This is a genomic window from Bacillus cereus group sp. BfR-BA-01310, from assembly GCF_022664325.1.
GTDB classification, from domain to species: Bacteria; Bacillota; Bacilli; order Bacillales; family Bacillaceae_G; genus Bacillus_A; species Bacillus_A paramycoides.
Map to the genome: position 1 here is coordinate 443,297 of NZ_JAKUHD010000003.1, position 15,733 is coordinate 459,029.

The window sequence follows — 15,733 nt, forward strand, 5'->3', positions numbered from 1 at the left end:
CCCGCACCAATCGGGATTTTACACGCGGTTGATGCAGGATAGATGAGTGATGAGCCCCCGAAAACAGATATACTTAAAATAAGTATGTCTGTTTTTATATTTAAATGAAGGTAGTCACGAGGTAGAAATGTAAAAAAATTATATATCGTACGAAATACACGTTGAAAAGGAGAAAAATGATTTCTCTAGAATGTATAAGAAGAAAACTATGTGTTTATAAATGTATAAAAGTATGACAAGTATTTAGGAGGTAAAAATGAAGTTTACAAAAGCAATCTTACTTTCAATTGTAGTTTCAATTGGTTTAATGGGATGCTCGCTAGTAGAGGAAGGGAAGAACTCCATAGATTATGCTCAAAAGGCGACAGACTATGTGAATAAAATAAGTGCATTTGCAAATGAAGCACCAGCATTAGCTGAAAAAGCTATTAATGATGGGGAAGCTCGAAAAGAATTGGAAACGAAACTTAGTGAAATTAAACAAGATATACCAGCTTTTAATGAATTAACACCACCAGATGTAGCGAAGGATCTTCACCAGCAAATTGTCGGATATAATGAAAAGTTAAATACATTAATTGATGCCTCTATGAAAAAGGTAGAGGAAGGGAAAATAGATGTAGAGCAATTTAAAAACTCTGAGCTCATGCAGACGATAAAACAAGTTCGTGATTTGAAAGATAAAATTCAAAACTTAGGGCAATAATAAAAAGATCCGTTTGTAATAAACGGATCTTTTTATTATTGTATACAATAAACGATTACACCAACGACGATAATAATGTTGCCGATGATTTTTCGTTTTGTTATTTTTTCCCCTAAGAAATACCAGCCAAAAATTAATATGATGATGTAACTTAAAGATTCTAATGCAGATGCTTGTTTTAATGCTAACCCCTTTAAGGCAATCACGTTTAATCCGGCATTAATTACAAATAAAGAGTAGCCAATGATGACATAAGGATTCACATATTCTTTTATTCTAGAATCATATTGTTGTAAAGTAGCCTTTTTTAATAAAATTTGTGAGTAATTGGCTAAAATTATCCCGAAAATCAATAATAACATATAACTATTCATCTTTTGTCACCACCACAATTCCGACGATAATAATAGCTGCACCAAGTAAATGATTCCACAGTATCGTATCTCCAAATAGGAAGACTGACCAAAGCATTGACCATAGTATAATAATCCCGCGGTGTGAATATGCTTTTGATATTTCAAAATGCTTAATTACTTGTTGCCAAAGAATTGCATATCCAAATAAAAGTACAACGAGCCCGAAATAAGCAATGAAAAATGAGATTGAAGCAATAGGGAATTGCGCAGCCCATTTCATGTAAACCATAATGATAGAATATATCAAGAAGGCTACATGTAGAAATACATAGTTTTTAATAGTAGGTTTCATATATTCACTCTCTTTTACGTATAAGTACATATATTTAAAATGGAAGTATATAATCAATAGCTTCTTATTCATATAGAATGCATATTGAAATAGTCTTTGTTGATTCTTTCACATTCCAAAATATATAGTATCATGTCTTCTAATGTAAAACAATAGAAGGCAATACGTAGCTTTCGTTTTGAAGAGAATAGAGGTAGTGTACTTTAGATTTTCCACTGTTCTATAATTTGTATCGTTTTATTTGTTGCATCCATCTCCACTTGAATACCTATTGGCATAGTAATCATTGGATGAGTATGACAACAATCAAAATCCGCTAGAATAGGAATTTTTTGATTTTGTAGTACTTCTAATAGTATTTCATAGGGTTTTCGATTTGTACCACAATCATCGAATTGCTCGTGTTTTCCAAGAATGATACCTGAAACTTTATCAAATACGCCGTTAATCTTCAGTAATGAAAAACTTCTTTCAATTGTAGCTGCATCTTTTGAACTATCTTCAATAAATAGAATGTCACCTTCTTGAATATGTGGCATGTACGGGCTACCCCAAATGCCTTGTATTGTGTTTAAGTTCCCACCAATAATACGTCCAGTAGCTTTTCCGCCAATTACTGAAATCCAATTGTTCGGTCGAAGTTCTTTTTCCTTCGTTTTTTCTTCCCAATTAATAAATTCATCTGACCAAAATAACGGCTGGTTTATGTTGTAAGGAAGAGGTTGATCAGTTATTAAAGTTTCCGCAAAATATTTGTACGTGTAATCTACGAAAGGCTCAAATTCACCAAAAGAAGGAACAAGTGCTGGACCATAAAATGTAGGGATTCCTGTTTTTGCATAAATTCCTAGTAATAACGCTGTTGCGTCGGAGTGGCCAATCATTATTTTAGGGCTCATTTGAAAAGCAGCATAATCAATATAGGGTAATAATGAATTAGAATTCATGCCCCCAATTGTCGAAATAATACAGGAGATGTTAGGGTTTCTAATCAAATTATTTAGCTCCTCAGCACGCTCTTGAATACTTCCGGAACGATAAAAATCATATTGACCTGTTAGTGAGCCTTCTAGTATGCGAAATCCTTTCTGGTGTAAGTATAATTTCGCACGCTCAAACCTTTTTGGAGAAGTATATGTTATTGGTGAAGAGGGGGAGTAGATCCCAATTGTATCACCGTATTTTAATGTTTTTGGAAGTATCATTTGTAGAAATCCTTTCTATTTATAATGTTTTTGTCTCGTGTTATTATTGAATATTCTTAAATTTAATTATTTTTAGTGTAGCATATATGAAAGGTATTCAAATAATAATTGCTATAGATGAATAATTATGCTATTTAATCTTGACGATATAAAGTAATTGTTGTTATGGTTAAATGTGAATGTATTAAAGGTTTGCTAAAGGAGTTTTGAAATGAAGCGGTTAGAATGGGGAAAGGTAACAATCCTACTAGTAATTATTTTGGGTATATGTTGGTTCTTTTTCCAAGGAGCTCAAAAGAGTGGAACCAATATAGAGGGTCAGCCTTTACAAGTGGCAGAGCTACCCAAAACAGGACTATCTGAAAAAGTAGTTCCACAAAAGTACATCCCACCGGAAATTGATGCAAAAGCAGCTATGATTATCGATGCGAGTGATGGAGATATTATTTATCAATATAATGAAAATGAAGCTTTTGCGCCAGCTAGTATGTCTAAGATGATGACGGCGTATCTTCTTTTAGAGAGTATACATAATGGGAAAGTTCGCTGGGAAGATCCAGTGAAAATAAGTGCGAAAGCGGCACAAACAGAGGGCGCGAAAATTCCAGTGCAAGTTAATGACACATTAACTGTTAATGATTTATACCATGCGTTAATGATTGAGTCGGCTAATAATTCGGCTGTCGCTTTAGCAGAACATATAGCTCAGACAGAAAAAAACTTCGTCCAACAAATGAATGAAAAAGCGAAGCAGTTAGAAATGTCAGATAAAGCAAAATTCGCGAATGCTTCCGGATTGCAGGAGCCTGATGGAAGTGAAACAAAAATGACAGCAGCTGACGTAGCTAAATTAGCGTATCATCTTATAAAAGATTATCCAGAGATATTAGAAGTGACGCACTTAAGTCAAAGTCAGTTAGCATTTAATAATATTAATGTTAAAACCACAAATGAAATGTTAAACAAGAATAATAAAGGTTTATATATAGAAGGAATGGACGGACTGAAAACAGGATTTACAGATAGCGCAGGGTATTGTTTTACAGGTACTGCAAAACAAGGTGATAGTCGTATTATTACAGTTGTCATGGGCACAAAAGGTAAAACAAAACGTTTTACAGAAACACAAAAGCTAATGTCCTATGCGTTTCAATTGGTTAATTAAGTGAAGGAATAATGTAGGTCGCTATATAAAAAATACAAACAGCTTATTTGAATCCTGATTTGGATGACGATAAGCTGTTTTTTTGTTTTTTGAAGTATAGGAAGTGAAAAATTAAGGGATATCATTTGAGTTTGTTTTTGTTTGTTGATAATATTAAGTTAAGAACTTATTATTGATAAGTTTAAGGGGCATTATATGCTTCGTACATATGATACTGCCTCAAATAAAATTTGGAGGGAATTGTGATGGCAAAAGATTTTTACTCAGCAATTGAAGACAGAAGATCTATTTATGCGATAAGTAAAGAGCAAGTAGTTTCTGATGAAAGAATTCAAGAAGTGATTTATCATGCTGTGAAACATACACCTTCGGCTTTTAATTCTCAAAGTGCAAGAGTTGTTGTATTACTAGGTGAACAACACGACAAATTATGGGATGTTACGAAAGAAACGTTACGGAAAATTGTACCTGAAAATAATTTCGCCCCTACTGAAGAGAAAATGAATGCATTTAAAAGTGGCTATGGAACAGTTTTATATTTCGAAGATAGTAAAGTAGTAGAAAGTTTGCAAGAGAACTTTGCGTTATACAAAGACAATTTCCCTACATGGTCTCAACAATCTTCAGGAATGTTGCAATTTGCGATTTGGACAGCATTAGAAATTGAAGGTTTTGGTGCTACATTACAACATTACAATCCGTTAGTTGATGATGAAGTAAGAAAAGAATGGGATGTACCAGAAAGCTGGAAGTTAATTGCGCAAATGCCATTTGGTAAACCAGTGGTCTCTGCAGGGGATAAGGAATCACAGCCATTAGAAACTCGTGTGAAAGTTTACAAATAAAATAAAATGAAAAATAGAAGGTGAACAGAGAGATAATCTGTTCACCTTCTTATACATGGTATGAGCTTGTATGCTGAATTGTTTTCATCTGCTCTTTTAATTCGTATTTCTTTGTTTCAATAGTTGTTACCTTTTTAAATGTTGTAAATGATAATAATCGCGTAAGAGCATAGTATAGTTCGATATTATTATTTATGTGATCGTCTATAATTTTTTCCACGAATGTAACTCCTCTTTTTATGTGACTATACATATTTTATCAATTAATCCCTAATGATTCCATAGTTAGTAAAAAAAACAAATAGTCAATTGTGTTTTTGGAATTGGAATGCTCACAAGTGGGACGGGATTTTTGTGTGTGAAATCTTACAAATTATCACTTTGTTTAAAATCATAGATAATATAGAAAATTAATTTTCTTAAAATATTATACTATTGATAAACGAAGTATTTTTTGTCATGATAAGAATATGCCTCATGAAAAGAACTTTCTAGAAAACCATTGTGTATTTACATTAGATTAATGAAATTTTTATGTTTGATATAAAGTGTGAATTTTATATTAAAATAACTAATAAGGTATTGGATTTTGATGTAATACATAAGAAATTTGAAAAAATCGTTGCAAAAACACACTGTTTAATGGTAAAGTTCACATGAAGTTCACACGGAATTCACTTCATTCGTTTAAAATGAACGACGTGTGAAAAATAAAACTCTTGCTAAAAAATGGAACTGGATGAATATTTTACTTTGATAATATTGTAAAGTATTAAGTTTATAGTTTTTCTCAAGAGGATAGTAGGGAAAGGAAGTAAAGACAACTTATGAAAAAAGTAATCGCAGGTTTAGCAGCAGCGTCTGTAGCAGGCGTAGCAGTTCCTGGAATGGATTCTGCTCATGCACAAGTTTCAAATGATGCGCTAAAAGAAATTAATGGACAAGCTCAAACACAAACTCAAACGACTGTAACTGAAACAAAAAATGTAGAAACAACTTCTGAATTAAAATACACAGTAACAGCTGATGTATTAAATGTACGTTCAGGCGCTGGTACAGGACATAACGTTATTTCTAAAGTAAAAGAAGGTCAAGTACTACAAGTAATCGGACAAGAAAACGGTTGGTTCAAAGTTAATGTAAATGGTCAAACAGGTTATGTAAGTGGGGACTTCGTAACAACTGGTGGCAATAAAGGAACTACTGTTCAACAAGGAACAGGTACTTATACAGTAAACGTTTCTTCACTAAACGTACGTACAGGCCCAAGCGCGTCTCATACTGTTTTAGGTTCTGTAAACAAAGGTAAAACAGTTCAAGTTGTAGGTGAAGTTCAAGATTGGTTTAAAATTAACTTCAATGGTGGAACTGGATACGTAAGTAAAGACTTCGTAACAAAAGGTGGTTCAGCTGTATCTAACGAAACACAGCAACCAACTACAAACAACAATACTACTACAGTTCAAACTGGTGGTTCATATGTTGTTAACACAGGTGCTTTAAAAGTACGTACAGGTCCAGCTACATATAACCCTGTAATTGGTGGGGTAACAAACGGTACAGTATTAAACGTTACTGGTGCTGAAAATGGTTGGTATAAAATTAACCATAACGGCCGCACTGGTTACGTAAGTGCAGACTTTGTTAAGTTTGTAAAAGGCGGAGTGAACAATGTAGTTACTGGTGGTAACCAAGGTACGAACCAAGGACAAAACCAAGTACAAAAACCAACAGCGCCAACGGGTGGAGATACATCTTCAATCGCTGGATTCGCTAGATCTTTAAATGGTTCACCATACAGAACTGCTGGTACAACACCTGCTGGTTTTGACTGCAGTGGATTCATTCACTACGTATTAAATCAAACTGGTCATTCAGGTGCTCGTCAAACAGTTGCTGGATACTGGAGCTCTAAAACAAAAACTAGCAATCCACAACCAGGTGATTTAGTATACTTCCAAAATACTTATAAATCAGGTCCTTCTCACATGGGCGTTTACTTAGGAAATGGACAGTTTATCAGTGCAGAAACTGACGCAACTGGTGTACGCATTAGCTCTGTAAGCAACTCTTACTGGAGTAAGCACCTATTAGGTTACACAAAAGCATACTAAGAAAAAGTATTTTTTATACTTTTTGTATAGAGAAAAGGCTTTCCAGGGAAACTTGGGAAGCCTTTTTCATAGTTATATAAACTAGAAATATAGAGTAGCATTTATTTCAAATTTCCATGCAAAAATTTAGCATATAAATCATGGAAGTAGTTGGGGCGAAATAAGTTTGCTGCATGTCCAGCCAACGGGATCTCTTTATATAAAACGTTAGGAAGAATGGACTTTAAATCAAAGAGACAAGATTTATAGAGATGATCATGTTCTCCCATTACCCATAATATAGGATGGGGAAGTGCTTTTAATTTAGATTTCAAGTCGAATTCTAAGCGATGTCGTAATGACTCAGCAATAATGGATGAGTGTAATTGTAATCCGAAACGATAATAAATATTTCGTGAAATAACAGCGAACGGATTTGCTTTTAATATCCCACTTGGAAAAATAGTATTAGCATATTGAGAAAGCCAAGTAGAATATTCATCTCCTCGCTTCTCCCAAAACTTTTGAAATACGTTATATAAAAGGGAAGGATTGTTATAATGTCCACCAATATGACAAATGCTTAATACCTTTTCTGGGTGCATTTGCGCAAATGTCGTAGAGATATAACAGCCATAGCTTAGGGCGCAAATATGAGCCTCTTTAATACCCTCTTTTTCATACAAGTTCAATAATTGATTTACGAGCCGCTGCAATGAAAATTCAATAGCTTCTCCTTTATCTTCACCGTGACCTAATAAGTCATAAGTTATAATGTTGTAGGAAGAAGAAAATCGTTTATGCTCTTTTTTGAAGGCGCGGCGATTTCCAACTAATCCATGAATAAAAATGATTGTTTCCTTTTCGGAATGTGTATTTGTTTGCAAAAAGGATACCCCTTTCGATGCTGGAGATTTATATAGTATTTTAAATTAGCTAATTGATAAAATTAGTTATATATTTTCTATGCGTAGTCTATAATTCGCATAGAATAATAATAAGTACCTGGTAATAATATCAGATATTTATACTTGTTGTAAAGATGAGTTTATATGTATATTTTGTAAAAATAGAAAAAGTGTGTTTACATTCAGTTTACATTTATAGCGTATTCTAGTTTTAGAAATAATAGTTTTGTTTATAACGAGGAGATGAAAGACAATGGAAGTTAGGAATACAGAAAAGAAAAAAGGGAATTGGAGGCAGTTTTTACGTCTCATTCAAGATACAAATCCACCGAAAAGCATTCTTATTTTCGCTTTATTAATGAGCTTGCTTTCTACTGGAGCGAGTTTGTTTATTCCAATGTTAACAAAAGGTTTAGTCGATAATTTTTCAATTTCATCAATTAGTACGGGACAAATTATTGGATTAGTTGCATTCTTTATTATGCAAACAATTGCTGCAGGGTTGTCTATTTATTTACTGAATTATATCGGGCAAAAAATTGTGGCTGGACTTAGGGAGCGATTATGGAAAAAGGTACTTATCTTACCAGTGTCTTATTATGATCAAAACAGAACGGGAGATACAATTAGTCGTATGACAAATGATACAGGTGTTGTTAAAACATTAATTGCTGAGCATTTGTCAAACTTATTAACAGGCGGTATCTCAATTATTGGATCATTAATTGTATTATTTGTTTTAGACTGGAAAATGACGATTTTACTTTTAACGGTTATTCCGTTATCGGTACTAATTTTAGTTCCACTTGGACGAAAAATGTATAAGATTTCAAAAGCACTTCAAGATGAAACGGCTTCTTTTACTAGTGTATTAACACAAGTACTATCAGAAATTCGCTTAGTGAAATCTTCAAATACAGAAAAAAGAGAATATGAAACTGGTAATAAAGGTATCGAAAAGCTATTGCAATTTGGTTTGAAAGAAGGAAAAGTGCAAGCTTTAATTTCACCAGTTATGTCGTTTGTATTAATGGCATTACTTGTTATTATCGTAGGCTACGGTGGAATGCGAGTTTCTAGTGGTGCATTAACAACAGGTGAACTTGTAGCGTTTATTTTATATTTAGTTCAAATTATAATGCCAATGAGTCAGTTATCTATGTTCTTTACGCAATTCCAAAAGGCGATTGGTGCAACTGAAAGAATTAATACAATTTTAGAGTATGAAGTAGAAGACCATGAAACTGGTGTGAAAGTTACAAATGCAAAGCAGCCGATAGTGATTGAAAATGTTCATTTCGAGTATAACGAAGAAGAGAAAGTCTTGAAAAATATCGATTTCACGATTGAATCCGGAAAAGTAACGGCAATTGTAGGGCCAAGTGGTAGCGGGAAAACAACTTTATTCTCATTGTTAGAACGTTTTTATGAGCCAACGAAAGGTGTTATTAAATTAGGGGAAGAACCAATTACAGCATATTCATTACAGTCATGGCGACGTCAAATTGGTTACGTTTCACAAGATAGTCCGTTAATTGATGGAACGATTCGTGATAATATTTGTTACGGTGTTGAAGGTGAAGTGACTGATAAAGAAATCGAAAAAGTAGCAGCGATGGCGTATGTTGATGCATTTATTCATGATTTACCAAACGGGTATGCAACAGAAGTGGGAGAGCGTGGTGTGAAACTTTCTGGAGGACAAAGACAACGAATTGCGATTGCTCGAGCACTGCTTCGAGATCCGCAAATTTTAATGTTAGATGAAGCGACTTCAAGTCTTGATAGTAAATCGGAATCGGTTGTTCAGAAGGCTTTAAATAACTTAATGAAAGGTAGAACGACTTTAGTTATTGCGCATAGACTTTCTACTGTAGTAGATGCAGATAAAATTATCTTTATTGAAAAAGGGAATTTGACAGGTAGTGGATCTCATGACGAATTATTACGAACGCATGACATGTACCGTGAATTTGCAACGCAGCAGTTGAAAATTAAAGAAGGTGCATTATAGAATGAAAACAATCAGTGAGGGTGAACTTCACTGATTGTTGATTTTAGAGAGTTGTAAAAAGTATGTTAAGCAGAAAGGATTTGATTCCTTGATACCTAAAATATTAATTGTAGATGACGATCCGCATATTAGAGAACTCGTTTCTGTATTTATAGAACGAGAAGGTTTTCAAACATATGAGGCAGTTGATGGACTGGATGCTCTAAAAAAAATAGAAGAAGTAAAAGTTGATATGGTAATCCTTGATATAATGATGCCAAATATGGATGGGTATGATTTATGTTATGAATTAAGAAAATACTATGATATGCCGATTCTTATGCTAACTGCTAAAGGTGAAACATCTCAAAAAGTAAAAGGATTTCACCTCGGAACAGATGATTATCTTGTGAAACCATTTGATCCGTTAGAATTAGTTGTAAGAGTTAAGGCATTATTGAAACGTTACCAAATTACAGTATCGCAAACTATTCAAGTGGGGAATGTACTTTTAAATCGTAAAACATTTGAAGTTACAGTTGGAGAACAAACGGTGACGCTACCGCTAAAAGAATTTGAGTTGCTCTTTACATTAGGATCTAAAGCGGGAAGAACTTGTTCACGAGAGCAATTAATAGAAGGCGTATGGGGATATGATTTTGAAGGGAATGAACGCACGCTAGACGTTCATATTAATCGGTTGCGTGAAAAGTTTCAAGAAGAGTTATCGAAGTTTAATATAAGGACGATAAGGGGCTTAGGGTATCGCTTAGAGGTAAGTAAATGAGACAAAGAGAAAGAATGAGTAAGATGAAGATGTTAAAAGTAATGGGGGCGATAGTAGCGCTCTTTACTTTTCTTACTATAATTTGGTCAATAGCTTTTTTTGTATCGTCTAGTGTAATGAAAGCTTTTGAAATAAACGTATCGCCTTTTATTACTTTTCTAATTAGTGATATGGTCGGCTTTGTATTTATTGTTCTTATTTGGGTATTGATCGGAGTATTAATGAGACCGAAGCGTGAGGCGATGATTTGGACGATCATTGAACCGATACAAAAAATTGCAAAAGGAGATTTCTCCGTAAAAATACGAAATGAAGAAAAGTATGATGGAGAAATTGGAGTGCTTGTAAAAAGTATTAACGATATGACAGATGAGCTAAATACAATGGAGAAAATGAGACAAGAGTTTGTATCAAATGTTTCTCACGAAATACAGTCACCATTAACATCTATAAAAGGATTTGCTCGGGCACTACAAGATGATAATCTTACTGATGAAAAAAGGAAGCATTATCTTACCATTATTGAAACTGAAACAACGAGATTATCTAAATTGAGTCAAAATTTATTAAAGTTAACACTTTTAGAATCAGAAGAGTATTCACCAGAAAGAGTTACCTATCGATTAGATCAACAGTTGAAACAGATTGTGTTAAATAGTGAGCCGCTCTGGGATGAAAAAGGAATTGAGTTGGAACTTGATTTAGAGAAAGTTCTTTTCACTGCAGACCAGGAAAGTATGAGTCAAGTATGGATTAACCTAATTCATAATAGCATTAAATTCACGACAAATGGTGGCACGATTACAATTCAGTTAAAAGAACATGAGAAATTAGTAGAAGTACGTATTCATGATACGGGAATTGGTATTTCAGAAGAACAAAAACAACATATATTTGAACGGTTTTTTAAAGCTGATTCTTCACGAAATCGAGCGTATGGAGGAAGCGGTTTAGGATTAGCGATAGTAAAAAAAGTAGTCGATCTACATCAAGGAGAAATAAAGGTTGAGAGCATAGAAGGACATGGTGCGGAATTTATTGTACGTATTCCTAATCATGAAGAAAAGTAGTGCTAGGGGTGTTCCTTTAGCACTACTTTTCTTTAAAGGTACATTTATTATTACTATAGTTACCTATAAGTAACCTACGCACATGAAAGTGCATCATTGCCTTTTTACATAAACATAGATACACTTTTAATATAATAAATAACTGAGAAGAGTAAGGAGTGTTATACTTGGCAGAATTATTACAAGGGAAAAATGCTTTAATTACAGGAGCAGGTAGAGGGATTGGTCGCGCTGTAGCGATCGCATTAGCGAAAGAAGGCGTGAATGTAGGTCTTTTAGCTCGTTCAGAAGAAAATTTAAAAGCAGTTGCGAAGGAAGTGGAAGCAGAAGGCGTAAAAGCTGTTATTGCGACTGCAGATGTATCTTCATATGAAGAGGTAACTACTGCAATTGAAACGTTAAAAAACGGTTTAGGATCTATCGATATTTTAATTAATAATGCAGGTATTTCTAAGTTTGGTAAATTTTTAGAATTAGACGTTGCTGATTGGGAAAAAATCATTCAAGTAAACTTAATGGGTGTATACTATGCAACTCGTGCAGCTTTACCAAGCATGATTGAACAACAATCTGGTGATATTATTAATATTTCATCTACAGCAGGGCAAAAAGGTGCACCTGTAACGAGTGCATATAGTGCTTCTAAATTTGGTGTTCTTGGTTTAACAGAATCGTTAGCGATGGAAGTCCGTAAACATAACATTCGTGTAACAGCTTTAACACCAAGTACAGTAGCAACTGATATGGCGGTAGATTTAGGATTAACTGATGGAAATCCTGATAAAGTAATGCAAGCGGAAGATATTGCAGAATTTATCGTAGCACAGCTGAAATTAAATAAACGTACATTTATTAAATCTGCTGGACTTTGGTCTACTAATCCGTAAGTGCTAAATTTAAAAACAGAGAAGGGACATCTATTCGTAAAGGAGTGGATGTCCCTTCTTTATTTTTGTATATAAAACAGAATTTTCGGTATAATCATAAGTGAATGGTAGAAAAGCATTAAAAACTTGAATGAGAAGTTATTGACAATACAAGTAGTGATCCCCGTGTACAAGGGATACATCGTTTCTATGAGATAATAGCTACTGAGTCACGTGTAAGTGCTACAGCGCTTCAAACTGTCGGAAGTAAAGGGTATGATGGATTTGTAATGGCAGTCATAAAAGAGTGATGTAAGGAGGTAAAAGGGATGAAAAAGAAGTTTCAAAAATTATAACGTGTATCGTGTGCAACACAGTTAGCCCGTGGACCTCCAACATACATAACAATATAAGTTTATATATAAAATTGGAGGTTAGGAATAGATGAGAACTGAAAAAGAAATGCTAGACTTAATTATAAATACAGCAAAAGAAGATGAGAGAATTCGAGCTGTCATCATGAATGGATCACGTGTAAATCCAAATGTGAAAAAAGATTGTTTTCAAGACTATGATATTATTTATGTTGTGAAAGAAATACAGTCTTTTACGTGTGATCATAGTTGGATTAAACGATTTGGAGAAATAATGATTGTGCAAATGCCTGAAGAAATGTCATTAGTTCCAGCTGATGAAGATGGAAAGTTTCCGTATTTAATGCAGTTTACGGATGGGAATCGGATTGATTTAACGCTAGTTCCATTTGATTTGATAAATAAGTTCGTTGGACAAGATAGTTTAAGTAAATTACTACTGGATAAAGACGATTGTATTGGAGAATTTCCACCAACAAGCGATAAAGATTATGTTATAAAAAAGCCTTCAGAAAAAGAATTTTTAGATTGCTGTAATGAGTTTTGGTGGTGCAGTACAAATGTGGCAAAGGGGCTATGGAGAGAAGAGCTTTCTTACGTGAAAGGAATGCTTGATGGCCCTGTGCGAGATATGCTTATTGTTATGCTAGAATGGCATATTGGGATGAAAACAAGCTTTACAGTTAATACAGGGAAGTTTGGAAAGCATTTCGAACAGTATTTTGAAAAAGATATGTGGGAGCAATTTAAAAAGACATTTTCAAATGCAGAATATGAAAACATATGGGAGTCATTCTTTATAATGGGAGATCTGTTTAGAGAAGTTGCGAATGAGATTGCTAACGCTTATGGATATCAATACCCGCAAGGTGATGATGACAAGGTGACAAGTTATTTAAAACATGTGAGAAAATTACCGAGAGATAGTAAAGTAATTTATTAATTATATTGAGTAATAGGACTGTCCTAATAATGGACAGTCTTATTTTTGTATATTGATAAGAAATTCTCTAACAAAGTATATATACGCGACATATGAAATTTTAGGGAGGTTTTTATCATGTATTATTTTTATTCACCAGAAATGTTCGTTCCATTTCAATGGGGACTAGAACGAGATATTTCGTATGCTTATATGCCATATAACTCATTTTATTATGGAGACTATATAAGCGCAGTACCATACGAATTAAATGTTCCTCAAAATTATCAACTCCAAATGAAAGAGGAGGATCGGGGATCATGGACACCGTTTTCATGGGTCGAAAAATATGCGTATGCATTTTCAGGACCATACAATAAAGCGGAAGTAGCTCTTACATTTGATGATGGACCAGATTTAGTATTTACACCAAAAATATTAGATAAGTTAAAAAAACATAATGTGAAAGCAACCTTTTTCCTACTCGGTGAAAATGCAGAAAGGTATCCGAATGTAGTAAAGCGTATCGCTAATGAAGGGCATGTAATTGGTAATCATACGTGTAATCATCCGAATTTAGCGAAGGTAAATGAGGCTGAGTACCATAATCAAATTATAAAAACGGAAGAAATATTAAGTCGTTTAGCTGGTTATGCTCCTAAATTTATACGTCCACCGTATGGTGAAATACTTGAAAATCAATTGAAATGGGCAACGGAGCAAAATTTTATGATTGTGCAGTGGAGTGTTGATACAGTTGATTGGAAAGGTGTAAGTGCTGACACAATCACAAATAATGTGTTAGGAAATTCATTTCCTGGTAGTGTAATACTTCAGCATTCAACTCCAGGTGGGAATTTGCAGGGATCTGTAGATGCGCTAGACAAAATCATTCCGCAGTTAAAAACGAAAGGAGCACGTTTTGTAACACTTCCAAGTATGTTCCAAACATCGAAGGAAAGAAAATAAATATGTTAGTAATTGGAAATTACAGGATTATACCGTATAATGAACGTGTAAGTTAGGAGGGGATATAATTGATGTATGCACTAGTAAACATAGGAATGAGCATATTGATTGGTGTTATATTTATACTTGCCGCACTTATTCTTCAAAAGAATCCACCGACAGATATAAACGCAGCATACGGTTACCGGACGAAACGATCTATGAAAAATAAGGAATTATGGGATGCGGGTAATCAATATAGTGCAGAAGTGATGAAACAAAATGGATTCATTATGATGTTGATAGGAAGTATTATTAGTATCCTGTTTAGATATCCCCATACAACTTTAGTGATTTTGATTGTTATGCTATTGTTGATTATTCACTTATTTATGCGAGTAGAGAAAAGATTAAAGACACTTGAACAATAATGAAAAATAAAATAGGACTTCGGGCAATATAAGCTGGGAGTCCTATTTTATTTACAAACTATTATTTTTTAGCAATTCCTGTCCTTGCTCTACAACAAATTCATAGTATTCAAGTTCATAAGGATAGATATCTTCAAATGTTATCGTTATCGGTTTCCTGTTTAAAACAGAAATAGCCGTTAAAGATGAAATATCTCTTTTTAATAGTTGTAGAAAAGAAGTTGCATGTACTTTCATCACATCATCTACTTCTTCACCTGGTGCAAATGGAAGTGGTTTTATTACATTGTGAAAATACATATGACAAAACTCACGATCAATAAGGTTTGAAATTTCATAATCTATTTTAAAGATGCCTTTGTATGCTAAATCAGTAGTTTGAAAGGAAAGTCCCAATTCTTCTTCAATTTCACGTAGGCCGCCAATTTGTACATCTTCATCATGCATAATGTGTCCAGCTGATGTAATATCCCATATACCCGGTGCCTCTTTTTTATTTTTAGAGCGTAATTGAAAATATAAAAACATATCTTCAGCATCTTTTTCTACAAACCAGCAATGAAATGTTTCGTGCCAATCGCCGTCACGATGCACTTCATCACGTAATTTCTTTCCAAGTGTATTTCTTTCAGGATCAAATATCGTTAACCACTCTGTCATTTTAATTCCCCTTTCTGCAAATTTTATTATACAATATTTGTATTGAATTTTG

Annotated in this window: 17 protein-coding genes and 1 pseudogene; 12 read left to right on the forward strand and 6 right to left on the reverse strand. The window is 33.9% G+C overall.

Going from position 1 to position 15,733, the window contains the following annotated elements; genetic code table 11:
• The first annotated feature begins 256 nt into the window (after positions 1-256).
• Entirely contained in the window at positions 257-706 is a 450-nt protein-coding gene (locus MR109_RS10325) for a DUF6376 family protein (RefSeq protein ID WP_242272002.1), read from the forward strand.
• A gap of 35 nt (positions 707-741) precedes the next feature.
• Here the strand turns inward: MR109_RS10325 and MR109_RS10330 are convergent, their stop codons facing one another.
• The 3 genes from MR109_RS10330 to MR109_RS10340 form a co-directional block, all read right to left on the reverse strand.
• Positions 742-1,080 (reverse strand): EamA family transporter, encoded by a 339-nt coding sequence (locus tag MR109_RS10330; RefSeq protein ID WP_025150005.1) that lies wholly within the window; start codon positions 1,078-1,080, stop codon positions 742-744.
• Positions 1,073-1,414, reverse strand: coding sequence for an EamA family transporter (locus tag MR109_RS10335; protein ID WP_025150004.1), 342 nt, complete (start codon positions 1,412-1,414; stop codon positions 1,073-1,075). Before MR109_RS10335 ends, MR109_RS10330 begins: the two co-directional genes overlap by 8 nt.
• 203 nt (positions 1,415-1,617) lie before the next feature.
• The gene (locus MR109_RS10340) at positions 1,618-2,619 is read right to left on the reverse strand and encodes a S66 family peptidase (RefSeq protein ID WP_242272004.1); all 1,002 of its coding nucleotides are present in this window, start codon (positions 2,617-2,619) and stop codon (positions 1,618-1,620) included.
• Between the two features lie 211 nt (positions 2,620-2,830).
• On the opposite strand from MR109_RS10340, the gene MR109_RS10345 reads away from it, so the two are divergent.
• Together MR109_RS10345 and MR109_RS10350 are read left to right on the forward strand one after the other, a co-directional pair.
• The gene (locus MR109_RS10345) at positions 2,831-3,784 is read left to right on the forward strand and encodes a D-alanyl-D-alanine carboxypeptidase family protein (protein WP_242272006.1); all 954 of its coding nucleotides are present in this window, start codon (positions 2,831-2,833) and stop codon (positions 3,782-3,784) included.
• A 245-nt stretch (positions 3,785-4,029) separates the two neighbouring features.
• The gene (locus MR109_RS10350) at positions 4,030-4,629 is read left to right on the forward strand and encodes a nitroreductase family protein (protein ID WP_002171451.1); all 600 of its coding nucleotides are present in this window, start codon (positions 4,030-4,032) and stop codon (positions 4,627-4,629) included.
• A gap of 49 nt (positions 4,630-4,678) precedes the next feature.
• Here MR109_RS10350 and MR109_RS10355 read toward each other — a convergent pair whose 3' ends face one another.
• The gene (locus tag MR109_RS10355) at positions 4,679-4,849 is read right to left on the reverse strand and encodes a hypothetical protein (protein ID WP_002171452.1); all 171 of its coding nucleotides are present in this window, start codon (positions 4,847-4,849) and stop codon (positions 4,679-4,681) included.
• A 607-nt stretch (positions 4,850-5,456) separates the two neighbouring features.
• Between MR109_RS10355 and entFM the strand changes: the two genes are divergently transcribed.
• Entirely contained in the window at positions 5,457-6,743 is a 1,287-nt protein-coding gene (entFM, locus tag MR109_RS10360) for an enterotoxin EntFM (RefSeq protein ID WP_098473167.1), read from the forward strand.
• A 101-nt stretch (positions 6,744-6,844) separates the two neighbouring features.
• On the opposite strand, the gene MR109_RS10365 is transcribed toward entFM, so the two are convergent.
• Positions 6,845-7,609, reverse strand: a complete 765-nt coding sequence (locus tag MR109_RS10365; protein ID WP_002171454.1) for an alpha/beta fold hydrolase — start codon at positions 7,607-7,609, stop codon at positions 6,845-6,847.
• Positions 7,610-7,883: 274 nt separating this feature from the next.
• Here MR109_RS10365 and MR109_RS10370 point away from each other — a divergent pair, with 274 nt between their 5' ends.
• The 8 genes and pseudogenes from MR109_RS10370 (at position 7,884) to MR109_RS10405 (ending at position 15,021) form a co-directional block, all read left to right on the forward strand.
• A complete protein-coding gene (locus tag MR109_RS10370) occupies positions 7,884-9,644 on the forward strand; it encodes an ABC transporter ATP-binding protein (protein WP_242272008.1) in 1,761 nt (586 codons plus the stop codon).
• A gap of 88 nt (positions 9,645-9,732) precedes the next feature.
• Positions 9,733-10,410 carry an envelope stress response regulator transcription factor HitR gene (gene hitR, locus MR109_RS10375; RefSeq protein WP_098473170.1) on the forward strand — a complete coding sequence of 226 codons (678 nt, stop codon included), beginning with the start codon at positions 9,733-9,735 and terminating at the stop codon, positions 10,408-10,410.
• A complete protein-coding gene (gene hitS, locus MR109_RS10380; protein ID WP_242272009.1) occupies positions 10,407-11,480 on the forward strand; it encodes an envelope stress sensor histidine kinase HitS in 1,074 nt (357 codons plus the stop codon). The genes hitR and hitS overlap by 4 nt, the downstream gene beginning before the upstream one ends.
• A 167-nt stretch (positions 11,481-11,647) precedes the next feature.
• The gene (locus tag MR109_RS10385) at positions 11,648-12,367 is read left to right on the forward strand and encodes a 3-ketoacyl-ACP reductase (protein WP_000818985.1); all 720 of its coding nucleotides are present in this window, start codon (positions 11,648-11,650) and stop codon (positions 12,365-12,367) included.
• 134 nt (positions 12,368-12,501) lie between these two features.
• Positions 12,502-12,657, forward strand: a pseudogene (locus tag MR109_RS10390) (O-methyltransferase); the annotation flags it as partial.
• A gap of 133 nt (positions 12,658-12,790) precedes the next feature.
• The gene (locus tag MR109_RS10395; protein WP_242272011.1) at positions 12,791-13,663 is read left to right on the forward strand and encodes an aminoglycoside 6-adenylyltransferase; all 873 of its coding nucleotides are present in this window, start codon (positions 12,791-12,793) and stop codon (positions 13,661-13,663) included.
• A gap of 117 nt (positions 13,664-13,780) precedes the next feature.
• Positions 13,781-14,611, forward strand: coding sequence for a peptidoglycan-N-acetylglucosamine deacetylase (locus MR109_RS10400; RefSeq protein ID WP_242272013.1), 831 nt, complete (start codon positions 13,781-13,783; stop codon positions 14,609-14,611).
• Between the two features lie 71 nt (positions 14,612-14,682).
• Entirely contained in the window at positions 14,683-15,021 is a 339-nt protein-coding gene (locus MR109_RS10405; RefSeq protein ID WP_141548701.1) for an SdpI family protein, read from the forward strand.
• Positions 15,022-15,072: 51 nt separating this feature from the next.
• Here MR109_RS10405 and MR109_RS10410 read toward each other — a convergent pair whose 3' ends face one another.
• Positions 15,073-15,681 (reverse strand): NUDIX hydrolase, encoded by a 609-nt coding sequence (locus MR109_RS10410; protein WP_071720591.1) that lies wholly within the window; start codon positions 15,679-15,681, stop codon positions 15,073-15,075.
• Between the last annotated feature and the right edge of the window lie 52 nt (positions 15,682-15,733).